Annotated in this window: 17 protein-coding genes; 16 read left to right on the top strand and 1 reads right to left on the bottom strand. The window is 62.0% G+C overall.

Translation table 11 applies throughout. The annotated features are described in order from the left end of the window. Position 1 precedes the first annotated feature (1 nt). The 16 genes from UIB01_RS22850 (at position 2) to UIB01_RS15205 (ending at position 12,281) form a co-directional block, all read left to right on the top strand. Positions 2-160 carry a DUF2635 domain-containing protein gene (locus tag UIB01_RS22850; protein WP_080695097.1) on the top strand — a complete coding sequence of 53 codons (159 nt, stop codon included), beginning with the start codon at positions 2-4 and terminating at the stop codon, positions 158-160. Continuing rightward, positions 160-1,647 carry a phage tail sheath subtilisin-like domain-containing protein gene (locus UIB01_RS15270; protein WP_038662259.1) on the top strand — a complete coding sequence of 496 codons (1,488 nt, stop codon included), beginning with the start codon at positions 160-162 and terminating at the stop codon, positions 1,645-1,647. The genes UIB01_RS22850 and UIB01_RS15270 overlap by 1 nt, the downstream gene beginning before the upstream one ends. A 12-nt stretch (positions 1,648-1,659) precedes the next feature. Next, complete coding sequence (locus tag UIB01_RS15265) at positions 1,660-2,019, top strand: phage tail tube protein (protein WP_038662256.1); 360 nt, start codon at positions 1,660-1,662, stop codon at positions 2,017-2,019. Continuing rightward, positions 2,010-2,321 (top strand): phage tail assembly protein, encoded by a 312-nt coding sequence (locus tag UIB01_RS15260; RefSeq protein ID WP_051605099.1) that lies wholly within the window; start codon positions 2,010-2,012, stop codon positions 2,319-2,321. Before UIB01_RS15265 ends, UIB01_RS15260 begins: the two co-directional genes overlap by 10 nt. After that, on the top strand, positions 2,318-2,461 hold the full coding sequence (locus UIB01_RS23105; protein WP_155268714.1) for a hypothetical protein: 144 nt from the start codon (positions 2,318-2,320) through the stop codon (positions 2,459-2,461). Before UIB01_RS15260 ends, UIB01_RS23105 begins: the two co-directional genes overlap by 4 nt. Continuing rightward, positions 2,454-4,130, top strand: coding sequence for a tape measure protein (locus UIB01_RS22535; RefSeq protein ID WP_051605098.1), 1,677 nt, complete (start codon positions 2,454-2,456; stop codon positions 4,128-4,130). The genes UIB01_RS23105 and UIB01_RS22535 overlap by 8 nt, the downstream gene beginning before the upstream one ends. A gap of 625 nt (positions 4,131-4,755) precedes the next feature. Then, positions 4,756-6,045, top strand: a complete 1,290-nt coding sequence (locus tag UIB01_RS15250) for a DNA circularization protein (protein WP_038662253.1) — start codon at positions 4,756-4,758, stop codon at positions 6,043-6,045. Next, on the top strand, positions 6,042-7,142 hold the full coding sequence (locus UIB01_RS15245) for a phage baseplate assembly protein (protein WP_051605097.1): 1,101 nt from the start codon (positions 6,042-6,044) through the stop codon (positions 7,140-7,142). The genes UIB01_RS15250 and UIB01_RS15245 overlap by 4 nt, the downstream gene beginning before the upstream one ends. After that, positions 7,142-7,666 carry a phage baseplate assembly protein domain-containing protein gene (locus UIB01_RS15240; RefSeq protein ID WP_051605096.1) on the top strand — a complete coding sequence of 175 codons (525 nt, stop codon included), beginning with the start codon at positions 7,142-7,144 and terminating at the stop codon, positions 7,664-7,666. Before UIB01_RS15245 ends, UIB01_RS15240 begins: the two co-directional genes overlap by 1 nt. Then, positions 7,663-8,094 (top strand): phage GP46 family protein, encoded by a 432-nt coding sequence (locus UIB01_RS15235; RefSeq protein ID WP_051605095.1) that lies wholly within the window; start codon positions 7,663-7,665, stop codon positions 8,092-8,094. The genes UIB01_RS15240 and UIB01_RS15235 overlap by 4 nt, the downstream gene beginning before the upstream one ends. After that, positions 8,087-9,145 carry a baseplate J/gp47 family protein gene (locus UIB01_RS15230; protein WP_051605094.1) on the top strand — a complete coding sequence of 353 codons (1,059 nt, stop codon included), beginning with the start codon at positions 8,087-8,089 and terminating at the stop codon, positions 9,143-9,145. The genes UIB01_RS15235 and UIB01_RS15230 overlap by 8 nt, the downstream gene beginning before the upstream one ends. Continuing rightward, entirely contained in the window at positions 9,136-9,738 is a 603-nt protein-coding gene (locus UIB01_RS15225; RefSeq protein ID WP_155268713.1) for a YmfQ family protein, read from the top strand. The genes UIB01_RS15230 and UIB01_RS15225 overlap by 10 nt, the downstream gene beginning before the upstream one ends. After that, positions 9,738-10,595, top strand: coding sequence for a pyocin knob domain-containing protein (locus UIB01_RS23270; RefSeq protein WP_051605093.1), 858 nt, complete (start codon positions 9,738-9,740; stop codon positions 10,593-10,595). The genes UIB01_RS15225 and UIB01_RS23270 overlap by 1 nt, the downstream gene beginning before the upstream one ends. 13 nt (positions 10,596-10,608) lie before the next feature. Then, complete coding sequence (locus UIB01_RS22525) at positions 10,609-11,010, top strand: hypothetical protein (RefSeq protein WP_051605092.1); 402 nt, start codon at positions 10,609-10,611, stop codon at positions 11,008-11,010. Positions 11,011-11,088: 78 nt separating this feature from the next. Continuing rightward, positions 11,089-11,727, top strand: coding sequence for a glycoside hydrolase family 19 protein (locus UIB01_RS15210; protein WP_038662248.1), 639 nt, complete (start codon positions 11,089-11,091; stop codon positions 11,725-11,727). Then, the gene (locus UIB01_RS15205; RefSeq protein WP_038662245.1) at positions 11,718-12,281 is read left to right on the top strand and encodes a lysis system spanin subunit; all 564 of its coding nucleotides are present in this window, start codon (positions 11,718-11,720) and stop codon (positions 12,279-12,281) included. Before UIB01_RS15210 ends, UIB01_RS15205 begins: the two co-directional genes overlap by 10 nt. Positions 12,282-12,360: 79 nt before the next feature. Here UIB01_RS15205 and UIB01_RS15200 read toward each other — a convergent pair whose 3' ends face one another. Then, positions 12,361-14,403 (bottom strand): acyltransferase family protein, encoded by a 2,043-nt coding sequence (locus tag UIB01_RS15200; protein ID WP_051605091.1) that lies wholly within the window; start codon positions 14,401-14,403, stop codon positions 12,361-12,363. Positions 14,404-14,533 lie beyond the last annotated feature (130 nt).

Genomic DNA, 14,533 nt, shown 5'->3' with positions numbered 1-14,533 from the left:
CATGCACCTCAAACCCGCCCGTAGCCGCGTCGTTATCGACCCGGCTACCGGCCAGCCTTTGCCCGAAAACGGCGCCAAGGTTGAGCCGACCCAGTACTGGTTACGCCGTATCGCTGATGGCGACGTGACTGAAGCCAAGCCCTCGAAGGAGAAAAAGTAATGTCGTCGATGAGTTTCAGCCAAATCCCTGCGGGGCTGCGGGTGCCGTTCTTCTACATCGAACTGGACAGCAGTAAGGCCAACAGCTTCAGCCAGACCATGCGGGTGCTGCTGATCGGCCTGATGGCCGCCGATGCGACTGCCGAGGCCAATGTGCCGGTCATCTGCCCCAGCGCCGAGCAGGCGCGCAGCCTGTTCGGTAGCGGCTCCATGGCGGCCGCCATGGTCGAGGCGTTCCGTGCGGGCAACCTGTTCACCGAATTGTGGGTGGCCCCCGTAGCTGAGCCGGCAGCCGGTGTTGCGGTGGTGCGCACCATCACCTTCACCGGAGCCGCGACTGCCAGCACCGTTGCGGCGCTGTACGTTGGCGCTGCGCGCGTGGCGATCACAATCCGTGCTGCTGATACCGCCGCTGACGTCGCGACTGCATTCGCTGCCGCCGTGAATGCAGCGCCGTCGCTGCCGGTCACTGCAACCGCGCTGGATGGCACGCTGACGCTCACCTCGCGCTTCAAGGGTGAAGCGGGCAACGGCGTGCCGTTGGCGCTCAATCGCCGCGGCCTTGCGGGGGGCGAGTCGTTCCCGGCTGGTATCAGTGCCGGGCCGGTAACAGTCGCGACGGCCGGCGCGGGGGCGCCTGATCTGTCCGGCGTGATCGCCAACCTGGGCGATGAGGAATACGACTTCATTGGTTGCGCCTTCAGCGATGCTGTCAGCCTCGACGCGCTGCGCGCGGAGATGGATGACACCGCCGGGCGTTGGAGCTGGGCGCGGCAGGTTTACGGTCATGTCTACAGTGCCCGCCGTGGCACGCTGGCTGAGCTGCAGGCCTACGGCGCCACCCGGAACGACCAGCACTGCACCCTGTTCGGCGTCGAGCCGCGAGTAGGTGCATGCGACCACGAGTACATCGCTGCCCGGGTTGCCCGGGAGGCCTCGCTGCTGTCCGCACACGTAGCCCGGCCCACCCAGACCGGCGAGATCAGCGGCGTGCTGGCGCCGGCTTCGCATGAGCGCCTCACCCTGACCGAGCGACAGACGCTGCTTTCCAGCGGTATCGCCACTCACTACAGCGGCAAAGACGGCGTGGTGCGCATCGAGCGCTCCATTACCACCTACCAGAAAAACCCCTGGGGCTCGAACGACACCAGCTATCTGGACAGCGAAAACCTGCACCAACTGGCGTACGTCATGCGCTACCTGCGCACCGGCGTGACCACCCAGTTCGGCCGGCATGCGCTGCGCAGCGACGGCATCCGCGTGCCGGAAGGCGTGGCCACCCCGAGCATGATCAAGGCGCGCCTGGTGGCGGATTACGCCGCGATGGAGCGGGCCGGCATCGTCGAGCGTTCGGACCTGTTCGCTGAAAACCTCATCGTCGAGATCGACGAAACCAACCCCAACCGGGTGAACGTGCTGTATCCGCCGGATCTCGTGAACCAGCTGCGCATCTTCGCGGTACTCAACCAGTTCCGCCTGAATTACTGATAGGAGCCATCCATGAAAAACCGCATTGCAGGCACCTGCTTTGTCAGCGTCGACGGCGACCAGCTGGAGCTTGGTGGCTCGCTGAGCCTGTCGTTGAACAGCTCGGAAAAGGAGGGGCTCGCCGGCCTCTCCGGCGTTGCCGGTTACAAGGAAACCCCGCGGGTGCCCTTCATCGAACTGGAATGCTTCGTGCCCAAGGGCTTCCCGCTGGCCAAGATCCGCGACGGCGACGGCCTGGTGATCACCGCCGAGTTGGCCAACGGCATGACCGGTGTGCTGTCCGAAGCCTGGCTGGCCGGTGAACTCGCCATCAACGGCGCCGAGGGCAACACCTCGCTGCGCTTCGAAGGGAAGGAAGGCAAATGGATCTGACCATCACGCTCAAAAAGCCCATCGAAGCCCACGGCCAGACGGTCGAGCAAATTCACCTGACCGAGCCGACCGGGCAGCACGTCATCAAGCTAGGCGAGCCATTCGTCATGGGCGGCGGCGGTGGCGGGAGCATTCGTGAGCTGCCGGAAATCACCGTCAACTACATCGTCAAGCTGGCAAAGATTCCCCGTAGTTCCGCCGAGGCGCTCGCACCGAGCGACCGCAAGAAGGTGTTCTTGTGGCTGCTCCCTTTTTTGATGCCGGAGGACGTGGAGGAACAGGCAGCGGATCAGGAGGATTGATCGACTGCTGTTTCGAAATCGCCCGTTACTTCGGCGTGTCCCCTCAAGTGGTGCTGGACTTGCCGCACTCGGAGCGCGAGCTCTGGGAGCGGCAGGCCCTGCGCCTGGCTCAGCTTGAAAACGAGGCCGCCAATGGCTAAGGCAAGTTTCACTGCCGTACTCGACGTCATCGACCGGGTCACCCGGCCGCTGAAAAAGATGGAGCGGCAAATGCGCCCGTTCAAGCGGGCGTTTCAGGACATCGGCCGAGCCACCTCCGGGCTGCAGGCGACCATAACCGGACTGGTGGCGCCGCTCGGCGCCGTATTCGGTGCGGCGGGGCTGGGCAGCATCGGTGCGCTCGGCACCAAGGTCGTCAGCACGTCGGCCCAGTTCGAGCGCTTCGAAACGATCCTCTCGACCATCGAGGGGAGTTCGGACAAAGCCAAAGCGTCGATGGACTGGATCAGCCAGTTCGCCGCCCAAACGCCCTATGAGCTGGCCGGGGTCACCGATGCCTTCGTCAAGCTGAAGGCGTATGGCATCGACCCACAATCCGGTGCACTGAAGTCGGCGGGTGACGCTGCTGCCGCGATGGGCAAGCCACTGGAGCAGGCGGTGGAGGCGCTGGCCGATGCGATGACCGGCGAGAACGAGCGCCTCAAGGAATTCGGTATCACGACTGAGAAAGCCGGGGACAAGATCGTCTATCGCTGGCAGCAGAACGGCAAAGCCATGGTGGCCACCGCCAAGGCCAACTCGCGGGAGCAGATTCAGGCGGTAATCCAGGGTATCTGGAACGGCAACTACGGCGGTGCGATGGACAAGCTGTCGACCACCTGGGACGGCATGTGGTCCAACCTGCAGGACACCTTTACCCGCGTCTTCAAGATGATCGGCGATGCCGGCATCTTCGATGTGCTCAAGGGTGAACTGAAAGGCGTGCTCGATTCCCTTCAGGCGATGGAGGCCGATGGTTCGCTGAAGAAGTTTGCGCAGGGGGTATCCGACAACCTCGTCAGTGTGTTCCGCGAGCTGAAGGGCTGGGTGATGGCCATCGACTGGCAGGGCGTCTGGGATAGCGTAAAGGGCTTTACCACTGGCGTGATCGATGTGACCAAGGCACTCGGCGGGCTCAAGGGAATCGCCATCATCATCGCATCCATCATTGGTATGCAGGTGCTGTCTTCTGTTGTCGGATTGACGATGGGGCTGTTCTCGCTGGGTGTCACCGCCGGCCCTGCACTGATGGCAGTCGCCACCGGGTTCAAGGGGGTGCTGCTCGCCATGGGGCCCGTTGGCTGGATCCTCGCCGGTATCGGTACTGCTGCCGCGCTCATCTATGCCAACTGGGAAACGGTCGGCCCGTGGTTCGCTGCGATGTGGCAGGGCATCAAGGATGTGGCCTCGGCGACCTGGGATTGGCTGAAGGACGTATTCTTCAGCTTTAGCCCGCTCGGCCTGGTGATCAAGAACTGGGAGCCGCTCGTTGGCTGGTTCTCTGGTCTTTGGGATCGGGTGAAGAAGTTCATCGAACCCATTACCGGCGCAGTGAGCAAGGTCGGCGGCTGGTTCGGCGGTGACGAAGAAGCGGCGCCCACGGCAGCATCAGGAGCCGGAGGCGGTGGGGTTGCTCCACCCGGCGCGGTCACCGACGCCATTGCTCGCCAGCGTGCGTTGGTTTCCGGGAATCGCCAGAGCCTGGATGGGCAGATGGTGGTCAAGTTCGAAAACGCCCCGGCAGGCATGCAGGTGCAGGCAGCGAAAACCAATCAGCCAGGGCTCGCCATGGAGGCGGACGTGGGGTATCGGGCGTTGGCGCTGCCGTAGAGGATCTCCCCGACGAAAGGCAACCGGATAGTCATGCTCTCATACATAGCGTTACTACAATTACGATGAACGATAGAGGTGTTTCGAACGTGCATTACAGCTCGGTTTGCCGACCGCCGCTGTGAAGTCCTGGCGCATGCAATTAGAGGTAAATCTACGATGAAATACCCTGTGGCGCTTTGTGCTTTGCTCTTTTCGGTTGCAGCTCAATCCTTTGCGCAAGATGGGCAGCCAGTTCAAGGGCAATCAGTGAAATCGACCCATTCATCGGGCCAAGAGGTAGTTGCCCCGCCAGATGATGCTGAAATAAAACCGCAACGAACCAATTGCTGGACCAGCGAACCTGGGTGCGCTGGTCTAGCTAGGTTTGTGAATACTTACTCGAATCGGCACATTGCTTGTACTGTCTTCTTTGATAATGGAAAGAATGGATCTAGCGGTTTTGTAATGCCACCGAACCAAGGGCATCAGATTCACGTAAGAACGGGCGATACTTGTGCCTGTGTGTTCGGGAACGCGGCGCCCCCTTCCAATGCGCAAAGGGGCTGGATTTGGGTTCAGTAACGGACGAAATGTTTATAGAAACCCCGCCTCGGCGGGGTTTTTTATTGCCCGGAGAAAAGCCATGGCGTGGCGTGATCGGCTGCAACCCGCCTCGTTTCGGGGCGTGGCGTTTGAATACCAGTCCGATGACCTGGGTGGCATCGGGCGGCGCAACGTGGTGCACGAGTACCCCAAGCGCGACGTGCCCTACGTCGAGGACATGGGGCGCAGCGTCGAGGAGATCAGCCTCGAGGCCATCGTCATCGGTCCCGACTACCTGACCCAGCTCGACGAGCTGCTCAAGGCGCTGCGGGCCGAAGGCCCCGGTGAGCTGGTCCACCCATTCTATGGGCGGATGCAGGTAGTTGCGTCGGGCTGTCGGGTGCGGCACACCTTCGAGGAAGGCGGGCTGGCTCGCGTCTCGATGACGTTCACCGAGGCCGGCGAGAACCAGTATCCGGCGGGCGGGTCCGTTCCGCAGTTGGAGATCGCCACCTTCCGCGAGTCCCTGCTGCAGTCCGCCTTCAATCGCTTCACCGAGAAATTCGGCATCGATGGTTGGCCGGACTGGGTATCGACCGACAGTCTGTCGGCGGTACAGGAAGGCTTCACCACGGCGCAGCAGCTCTATGGCGATTTCGTCTCGGGCGACTATGCCGGCCTGCTCGGCGGCATGCCGCTACCGGGCTGGGTCGACCGTGCCGTGTTGGATGAAGTGGCCGGCGTGGTCGGTTACGCGCAAACGGCGGTTGGCAAGATCCTCAACGGCACCTGGCCTTCCTTGATGGGCGCGCCGGGAGCATTGGCGACCGGCATGCTGGCCTTCGTCTCGAGCTTTGGCGGCGGGTCATCCGCGCGGTCGTATCGCCGCGCCACGGGCCCGACGGCGGCGCTGAGTCTGGCGCAGGCATACAGCGCCCAGCCACGCCTGCCGGCGGCGCGTGCTTCCTCCGCTGCGCTCACTCAGGCGCGGGGCAACATGGCGGCCGTACAGGACCTGTTCACCCAAGCGGCGATCGCCAAGGCGGCGGTCGAGCTGGCTGCGGTCGAGGAGCCGGTTTACGACGACCTGCAGGGCTGGAAGGGCCAGCTGGTCAGCGTGATCGACACCGAGATCGGGCGGCCCGGCCAACCACAGCCCACGGTCGAGGCGCTGGCTGAGCTGCGCGGCGCGGTCAGCCGCTATGTGCTCGCCGAGGCCGGTACCGCCTCGCGCCTGGTCGAACTCACGCCGCGGCAGGTCACGCCGGCCGCGGTGCTGGCCTATGACCTCTACGACGACGCCAGCCGGGGCGAGGAGATCACCCGCCGCAACGGCTTGGCACATCCCGGCTTCGTACCGCCGACCACGCTTAAGGTACTCAACGCATGAAGGCAACCGAACGCGTGCGGCTGGTGGTCAACGGCCACGAGCATGCTGGCTGGAAGGAGGTACGGCTGTCGGCCGGTATCGAGCGCCAGTGCCGCGACTTTTCGCTCACCGTGACCGACCGCTGGCCAGGCAACGAAGGGATTCGCCGGGTTCGCCCCGGCGACCTGTGCGAAGTCTGGTTCGGGGCGGACAAGATGCTGACCGGCTACATCGACGCCACGCCGATCAGCTACGAGGCGGGGCAGGTGACGGTATCGGTCAACGGCCGCAGCAAGACCGCCGACCTGGTGGACTGCGCCGCGCAGCACCGCTCCGGCCAGTGGCGCAGCGCGAGCGTACTGCGCATCGCGCAGGAGCTGGCGGCGCCCTACGGCGTCACGGTGCTGGCAGAGGTCGAGCCGGGCAACATCGCCGAGCATCAGCTCGAGCCGGGCGAAACGGTGTTCGAAAGCATTGACCGGCTGATCACCCAGAAGGCGCTGCTCGCCACGGATGATGGCGAGGGGCGGCAGATTCTCACCCGCGCAGGCCGGCTTCGCGCCGGTACCGCACTGGAAACGGGGGTGAACATCCTCACCGGCTCGGCCTCGCTGGACTTCAAGGAACGCTTCTCTGAGTACATCTGCAAAGGGCAGCGCGCCGGTAACGACCATGACTTCGGCGCAGCGGTCGCGCAGTCGGCCGCCAGCGTCACCGACGCCAGCATCACCCGCCGCCGCGTCATCGAATTGCGCGCAGAAGGGCAGGGCGATATCGCCGCCTGCCGTGATCGTGTGCGCTGGGAGGCGGCCTACCGCGCCGGCAAGAGTTACCAGACGACGTACACCGTGCAGGGCTGGCGCCAGGCGGATGGCGCGCCGTGGCTGCCGAATCAGCGGGTGCAGGTACGCGACGCGGTGATCGGTTTCGATCTGGAAATGCTCATCGCCGAAGTCGAGTACAGCCAGAGCGAGTCCGGAACGATCGCCACGCTCACCGTGGCGCCGGTGGCCGCGTTCGAGCTGCTGCCCGAGGTACCCAAGCCCAAGGGCAAAAAGAATAAGGGCAGCGGGGGCTTCTCCCTGCTGCCCGGTGAAACCCTGGTGGAGTTCAACTGATGCGCAGCATGCGACGACTCAGCGAAAAGATGCAGCGTGGCCTCGGCAATCTGCTGGCCCGCGCGGTGCTGGCCGGTGTGCAACAGAACCGGCTGCAGTCCCTGCAGCTGCAGCTGCTGGCCGGCGAGGTGAAGGATGGCGTCGAGCTGTTCGAGCCCTACGGGATCACCGGCCACGCGCTGCCAGGTGCAGAGGCGGCGGTGGCCTTCATTGATGGCAGCCGTACCCACGGCATTGCCCTGGTGCAGACCGACCGGCGCTATCGCCCCGTTGACCTGGCGCCTGGCGAGGTAGCCCTGTTCAACCACGAGGGCACCTGTGTGGTGCTGCGTAACGGCGGGCGTATCGAAATGACCGCCGCCACTGAGGTGGCTATCCAGACCGGGCGGCTCGCGCTGACCGGCGATCTGGCGGTCACGGGCAATACCACCTTCACCGGCACCGTGACCGCGAACGGCAAGCGCATCGACGAATCGCACCGCCACCCCGGTGACAGCGGTGGCACTACGGGGGCCGTGCTATGAGCTTCGACTTCCCGCTGATCCTCGATGGCGCCGGCCGCAAGCTGCAGGACACGCGCCTGGCCAAGGCCGTCATCAATAGCCTGTTTTCCTGGGCTCGGGCGCGCCCCGGCGATGAGCTGCCTACCCCGGAAAGCCCGCGCATGGGCTGGTGGGGCGACAGCTATTCGCCCGTCACCGGGGATCGGTTCGGCTCGCGCCTCTGGCTGCTGAGCCGTGAAACCCTCACCGCCGCGACCGTTGCCAAGGCGCGGGATCTGGCGCGCGAGGCGCTTGCCTGGCTCACCGAAGATGGCCTGGCCGTCCGCGTCACCGTAGAGGCCGAACGCATCGGCAATGACACATTGGGCATGCGCGTGCTGATCGACCAGCCGGACGGGCAACGCCTGGACATCCGTTTCGCTGACATCTGGAGTGCAATCCGTGGCTGAAACCAGTTTCTCTCGCCCAACCATGGCGACGCTGGTCGCGCGACAGCGCACCGACCTGCTGAGCCGACTCGACCTCTCCGATGTGCGCCGCGACGATGCCGAAGTATTCGCCCGGGTGCAGGCCGAAGGGCTCAATGGGCTCTATGCCTACCTGGAATGGCAGGCCGAACAGTACCTGCCTGACCTGGCGGCGCAAGGCGGCGTAGAGCGCTGGGCGCGACTGCTTGGCTTGTGGTACGCGCCGGCCAGCGCCGCGACTGGCGATCTCACTGTAACCGGTGTGGTCGGCAGCCAGATCGACGTCGATGCGCAATGGCAGACTGCGGCCGGCGTCATCTACCGGCCCGTCGATGCGGTAACGCTCACCGCCGCCACCCAGGTAGTTGCGGTCATGGCGGCGGAGGCGGGTACGGCGGGCAACCTCGATGCAGGAAATGTGCTGACGCTTATCTCGCCCATCGCCGGTGTTCAATCCCAGGCCGCGGTGGCGGCTGAGGGGCTCAGTGGCGGTGCCGATCAGGAAAAGGTCGAGTCGCTGCGCGCGCGGGTGCTGATGCGCCTGCGTCAACCGCCGCGCGGTGGCAGTCGCGGCGACTACGAAAGCTGGGCGCTCGCCGCCCATGCCAGCGTGACGCGGGCGTGGGTTTACCGCCACGAGCTTGGACCGGGCACGGTCACCGTTCGTCTGGTGTGTGATCGCCTGGATGATCCGATACCGCCCGCTTCGGTGCTCGACGCGGTGGCCGCCTACATCGAGCAGGTCCGCCCGGTTACGGCCGAAGTCTACGTCGTGGCGCCAGTGGCGGTGCCGGTCGACTTCACCCTGCGCGTCATTCCGGATACCGGCGCGGTCCGCGCGGGAGTGCTCAGCAGCCTGGCTGATCTGTTGCGCCGCGAGTCCGAGCCGGGCGGCACGCTGCTGCTGAGCCACATCAAGGAAGCGATCAGCCAGGTGGCCGGCGAAACCGACCATGTGCTGAGCGCACCCGCTGCCGACGTGGTGCTCGGTACCGGCGAGTTCGCCGTCATGGGGGCTATCACATGGCTATGAGCGGCGACGACTACCGGCAGCAGCTGACGGCACTGCTACCGCCTGGGCCGGCATGGCAGCCGGAAGCGAATGCCTTCCCCGAGGCGCTGCTGGCGGGCTTCGCGGCCGGCCTGGCATCGGCCCATAGGCGCGCTGACGACCTGGTGAACGAAGCTGACCCGCTCACCGTGCATGAGCTGGTTCCCGATTGGGAGCGGGTGATGAACCTGCCTGATCCGTGCCTGGGTCCGTCTCCTGCGCTGGAGGACCGCAAGCGCGCCATCCGCCAGCGATTCGCCGAGCTCGGTGGCCAGACCCCGGAGCGGTACGAGCAGATCGCGGTCAGCCAGGGCTACGCCAATGCCCGAGTGATCGAGCGGCGCGCGCCGCGCTTCGGCCGTGCGCGCTTCGGCCGTTCGAACTTCGGCACCTGGGCCGCACAGCATATGTGGACGCTCTACACCGGTGCCAGGCTTACCGGCGGCCGCCGCTTTGGCGGCAGCTACTGGGGCGAGCGCTTTGGTGCAAACCCCGCGCAGGCGCTCGAATGCCTGATCAGACGCGCCGCCCCGGCGCACACCATCGAAACCATCCTGTATGAAGAGGCGCCCTAATGGATTACCCGAAGAGCGTGCCAGGCGTCGGCCTGGTTGACGGCAAATTCGTCGATGAGAACCAAGTCACGGGCGAACCCGGCTCGCTGATTCCTGCGGCCTGGGGCAATGCGGTGACGGCTGAAATTATGGCCGTCATCAGCGGCGCCGGGCTCTCTCCTAGTGAGGGCGACAACGAGCAGCTGCGCCAAGCGATCAGTGGGCTTATCGGAAAAGCAACGGTTGACTTCGGCCTTGGTTCGTTGTCGCTGCCCCTACTGGCTTCAGTCAACGATCAGGCGATTTCGAGCGGTCTTTACCGTGTGGCAGCTGCTGCGATCGGGCTGCCGATTGCGGAGCCTGGCTTTGTTGATATTCGCCGCGAAGATGACGGCAAGATCAGTCAGCGTTACTACTCGCGCACCAGTGACCGGGCGTTCTTCCGCCGCGCCAATGGTTCGTTTGGCCCCTGGTTGGAAAAACTCCACGCCGGCAACCTTGGTTCGGCCACGGAAATGGCGACCGGGACCAGCACAAGCAAGCCGCCATCCATCGCCGCTGTGATGAGCCTGTTTGCGAAGCGTTCGTTCGCTGCTGATGACTTTGTGCGAATTCCTGATGTGCCGGGCGGCCTGATCGTCCAGTGGGGGCGCTCGCCCAACGTGGCCGCCGACGCCACCCGCGAGGTCATATTTCCCGTGGCGTTCCCTAATGCCTGCCGGGGAATGCTTGCGTGCTTGCAAAGTGCGGTGGCAGGAACCAACCCGGTCGCTGTCTACGCCGCGCCTACGAGCCTTTCCGCCGGTCAGGTGGTGCGCGACGTGGCCACCTCGCCTTATGCGGCCGGCGAAATCGTATATCTGGCCTTTGGCAACTAATGGAGCTGATGCAGTGACCTATTTTAGCGAATCGCTCGGCGGCTTCATTCCGGCCGCTTGGAAGAATGACGGCACCTATACCACCGAAACCTGGCCCGCCGACGCGGTGCTGTTGACTGATGAGGAGAGTGATCGCTATTGGCGGCAGCCAGCGCCGGTCGGCAAGAAGCTCGGGAGCTCGGGCGGCCGCCCCGCATGGGTCGATATTCCCCCCCCGTCCCCGCCGACCCGCGCCCAGGTCGAGGCGCAGCGTCTGCGTGCGTACGCTGACCCGCTGATTGGGTCTGATCGCTATTTCGCAGAGGCGCAGCGCGAAGGCCTGATTGGCAATGCCGAGGCCGCCGAGGTAGCCAAGGCGCTCGGGCTGGCCCGCTTCGCCGAGATTCAAGCCGAACACCCATGGCCGGCTGAATAGGCTGCCCACCGCCCCCGAAGAGCCCTGCCCTGCGCGGGGCTTTTTCTTTCTGATTCCGCTTGTTGCTCGGAGAGAACCATGCGCCCCCTGACAGTGCAGCAGCTGCTGCACATCCTTCCCACCGCCCGCCCTGTAGCGGGCGTTTTTGTTCCTGCGCTCAATCGAGCAATGAACCGTTACGAGATTGAGAGTCCAATGCGCCGCGCGGCATTCCTTGCCCAAGTCGGGCATGAGTCGGGCCACCTGCGGCGCTTGGTGGAAAACCTCAACTACAGCGCCTCCGGCTTGGCCTCGAGCTGGCCCACGCGCTTTCTCGCTCCCGACGGTCAGCCGAACGCACTTGCGCAGCGCCTTGAGCGGCAGCCAGAGCGAATCGCCAATCACGTATATGCCAACCGCTTGGGTAACGGAACCGTCGAGAGCGGCGATGGCTGGCGATTCCGTGGCCGCGGGTTGATCCAGCTCACCGGCCGAGCAAACTATCGCGCGTGCGGCGAGGCGCTCGGCGCTGACCTGCTGGCGAGCCCCGAGCTGCTGGAACAGCCCGAGTGGGCGGCGAAGTCGGCAGCCTGGTTTTGGTTCGCTAACGGTCTCAACGCGCTGGCAGATGGAGACCGCTTCCTCGATATCACCAGGCGCATCAACGGTGGTGCCAATGGCATCACCGAGCGCCGGCTGCTGTGGGGCAAGGCGCGGGAGGTGTTGGGATGCAACTGACCGACCTGATACCGGCCCAGTTCCGGCGGCTCGCAGTGGGGCTGCTTGCGGCGTGCCTGTTTGGCGCCGGTTGGCTTGCCAATGGGTGGCGACTTGGTGAGCAACTAGCGAAACAAGGTCGGGCGCTGGAAGAGCAGATAGCTCAGCGCGATCTGCTCCATGCCAACACGCTGGACGAAATCGCACGCGCCTCATACGCCCAACTGCGCACCGAGCAGGACAAGCGCTTGCAGCTGGAGCTGCAGCTGCAGAAATCCTCCGCCACCCGCCACAAGGAATCTGTCGATGCAAAGACCGTTGCTGATCGCCTGCGCGATCGCCTCGCTACTACTGAACTCCGGTTGTCAGTCCTCGTCGACTCAGCATCTGGAGGTGCGCTCTGCGCAGTGCCAGCCCGTGCCGCAGCCGGAGGCGTGGTTCATGGAACCGCGCGAGCCGAACTTGACGCAGCGCATGCTCAACGAATTGTCGGCATCACCGACGATGGCGACCAAGGACTGATCGCCCTGAAAGCCTGTCAGGACTATGCGCAGAAAGTCTCTGCCTATCGTTGATTGGTAAGGTGTCAGCGAGGGTTAAGAATCTCTGCTCGCAGGGACTATGCAGAGTGCTAACCATTCATAGGCTCAAATGCTACTTACCCGAAGATTTGGCAATGCCATTGTCGGTCATGGCTTTTTCCCCAGCAGTGGCCTCTTTCGCCTCGCGCGCGTCTTCAAATACTTGGCGGAACATCGGCACCAGCAGGCTACTACCGCGCTCACTCAAGTGGTCATCATCGTAATAGAGAGGTAATCCATCGACGTCGCCCCAGCAACGACCCTCCCGGCAGAGGTATGGCAAGGGGTCGAGGATCTTTACGCCGCACTGACTAGCTGCCATATCCTGTGCTTTCCATACGAAGTTATGGCGCTGATGGTATTCATCTAGAGAAATGGAGACTCTAGTGGGCTGGCCCATGATATGTGAACGCCCCATCGTAGTGGGCACGTTTAGCTTGAGCTCAGGGATTGGCCGGACCATATAGACCTGCCTCGTCTTTGACAACTCGCAAGCAGTATCTATTATTGCCTTTCTCATTTCATTGAGGAAGTCCTTGTTTACACTGTATTGAGGCGAGCTTATGTAGAAGGCTGGAGTGCCGGCTTCGCTCTTTCGCTCTGGCTCGTTTGGGCCGAAAATATAAGTTGATGTCCTGTTGATTATTACAATCGGTGCGCTATTGGGGATTAATATGGATTTTTCTATGTTTTCGGATATAAACTTGCTGCAGATATTGGAAGAAGGTTTTACCGTTTTTATGCCCGAGATTGTTGGGCAGCTTGACATTGTCCAGTCTAGAACCTTGATGCTAGCATCTGGCGTTGATTTTTCTACTGAGCTGATTATCGCTTCAGCATGACTATCGCCGATAACAATAGCGCCGATTTGGTCTGGGTCAAAGCTGCATCCCTTGGATGATGAGTCTCCAGAAACATGACATTTTTCCCGTTTAGGGCGCTTGTTGTTAGCCTCTTCAAAAATTGCATTGGTCTGGGCTGTATGCCTTGAAGGGACGCCGCTATTTATTATGACAACCTGGGCGGTTAGCATTATGCTCGCGACGGCGAAGATAATAGTTGTTGCTCCGGCTAATCTAGATGTTTGGTTTAATCTGGTGCGTGCTGGTTTTTCAATCAGTCGATACGAAAAAACGCTGAGTAAAAACGTCAGGGTGATTCCAACGAGGATTGCTTCTGCTTGATCCTGCAGTTGCATGTAAACCAAGGCGACAACGAAAGGCCAGTGCCACAGGTATAGCGAGTAGGACCAGTCGCCCACAGCTTGTATAGCCCGATTGCCGGTCCAGAACGAATGTTGACGAGATGCAATGAGTACAAGCACCGTGCCTGCTACTGGGATCAATGCCTTCCAGCTAGGCCACGTGCTATTTGCATCGAAGATGAAGATGGACGTGATAATTAAAATAAAGCCAATTGCTTCGAGAGCTTTCTTATGTTGAGCCGAAAGATTAATCGATGGGGCAATAAAATAAATTAGGGCGCCTGCCAGCATTTCCCAAGCTCTAGTTGGGAGTAAATAAAATCCTGCGGTTGGGTTTTTCGTGGAGGCATAAATCGATAGCAGAAGTGAAATTGCGAGTCCAAGCGTAATCATTATGCTCAAGGGCGTTCGCCCAGGCTTGGTCTTCCAAACTGCTACGAGAAATAAAGGAAATATTAGATAGAACTGCCATTCAACTGATAGCGACCAAGTATGCAAAAGAAATTTTTCATGGGATGACGCGTCGAAATACCCAGCCTCACTGAAGAAAGTTATGTTGGAGAAAAAGCCAAGTGCGCTGATGGTGTGCGTGCTAAGTGTGCGATAGTCCGCGGGTGATAGGAAGAACCATCCGGCAATCATTGTCGCAATGCAGACGGCCAGCAAGGCTGGGATGATTCGTTTCGCTCGTGATAAGTAAAAGTCCATGATAGAGAAATGTTTTTCTCTATCACTTTTTGAACTTTTCTCGATCCCGTTTACTATGATTCCTGTCATCAGGAATCCCGATATCACGAAAAATACGTCGACACCAATAAAGCCACCGGAAAAACCCGCGATCCCGAAGTGATAAAGAATGACCGCTATTACGGCCCAGGCGCGCAGGCCATTGATGTCTTTTCTGAAGGTCATTTGTTGTGTCATGTTCTAAGGTAGGGCAGTGATACAAATTGGTTAGCTTTTCCGGGCGGCAGCGTAGGGCGGTTCACTCATTGATGCAAGCTGGTCTAGAGAGCAGTTGGCCATTAATACAGTGTTGCCG

Source organism: Stutzerimonas decontaminans (assembly GCF_000661915.1).
Taxonomy (GTDB): domain Bacteria; phylum Pseudomonadota; class Gammaproteobacteria; order Pseudomonadales; family Pseudomonadaceae; genus Stutzerimonas; species Stutzerimonas decontaminans.
Note: the sequence above shows the minus strand (reverse complement) of the source record. Positions and strands in the feature narration are given on the sequence as shown.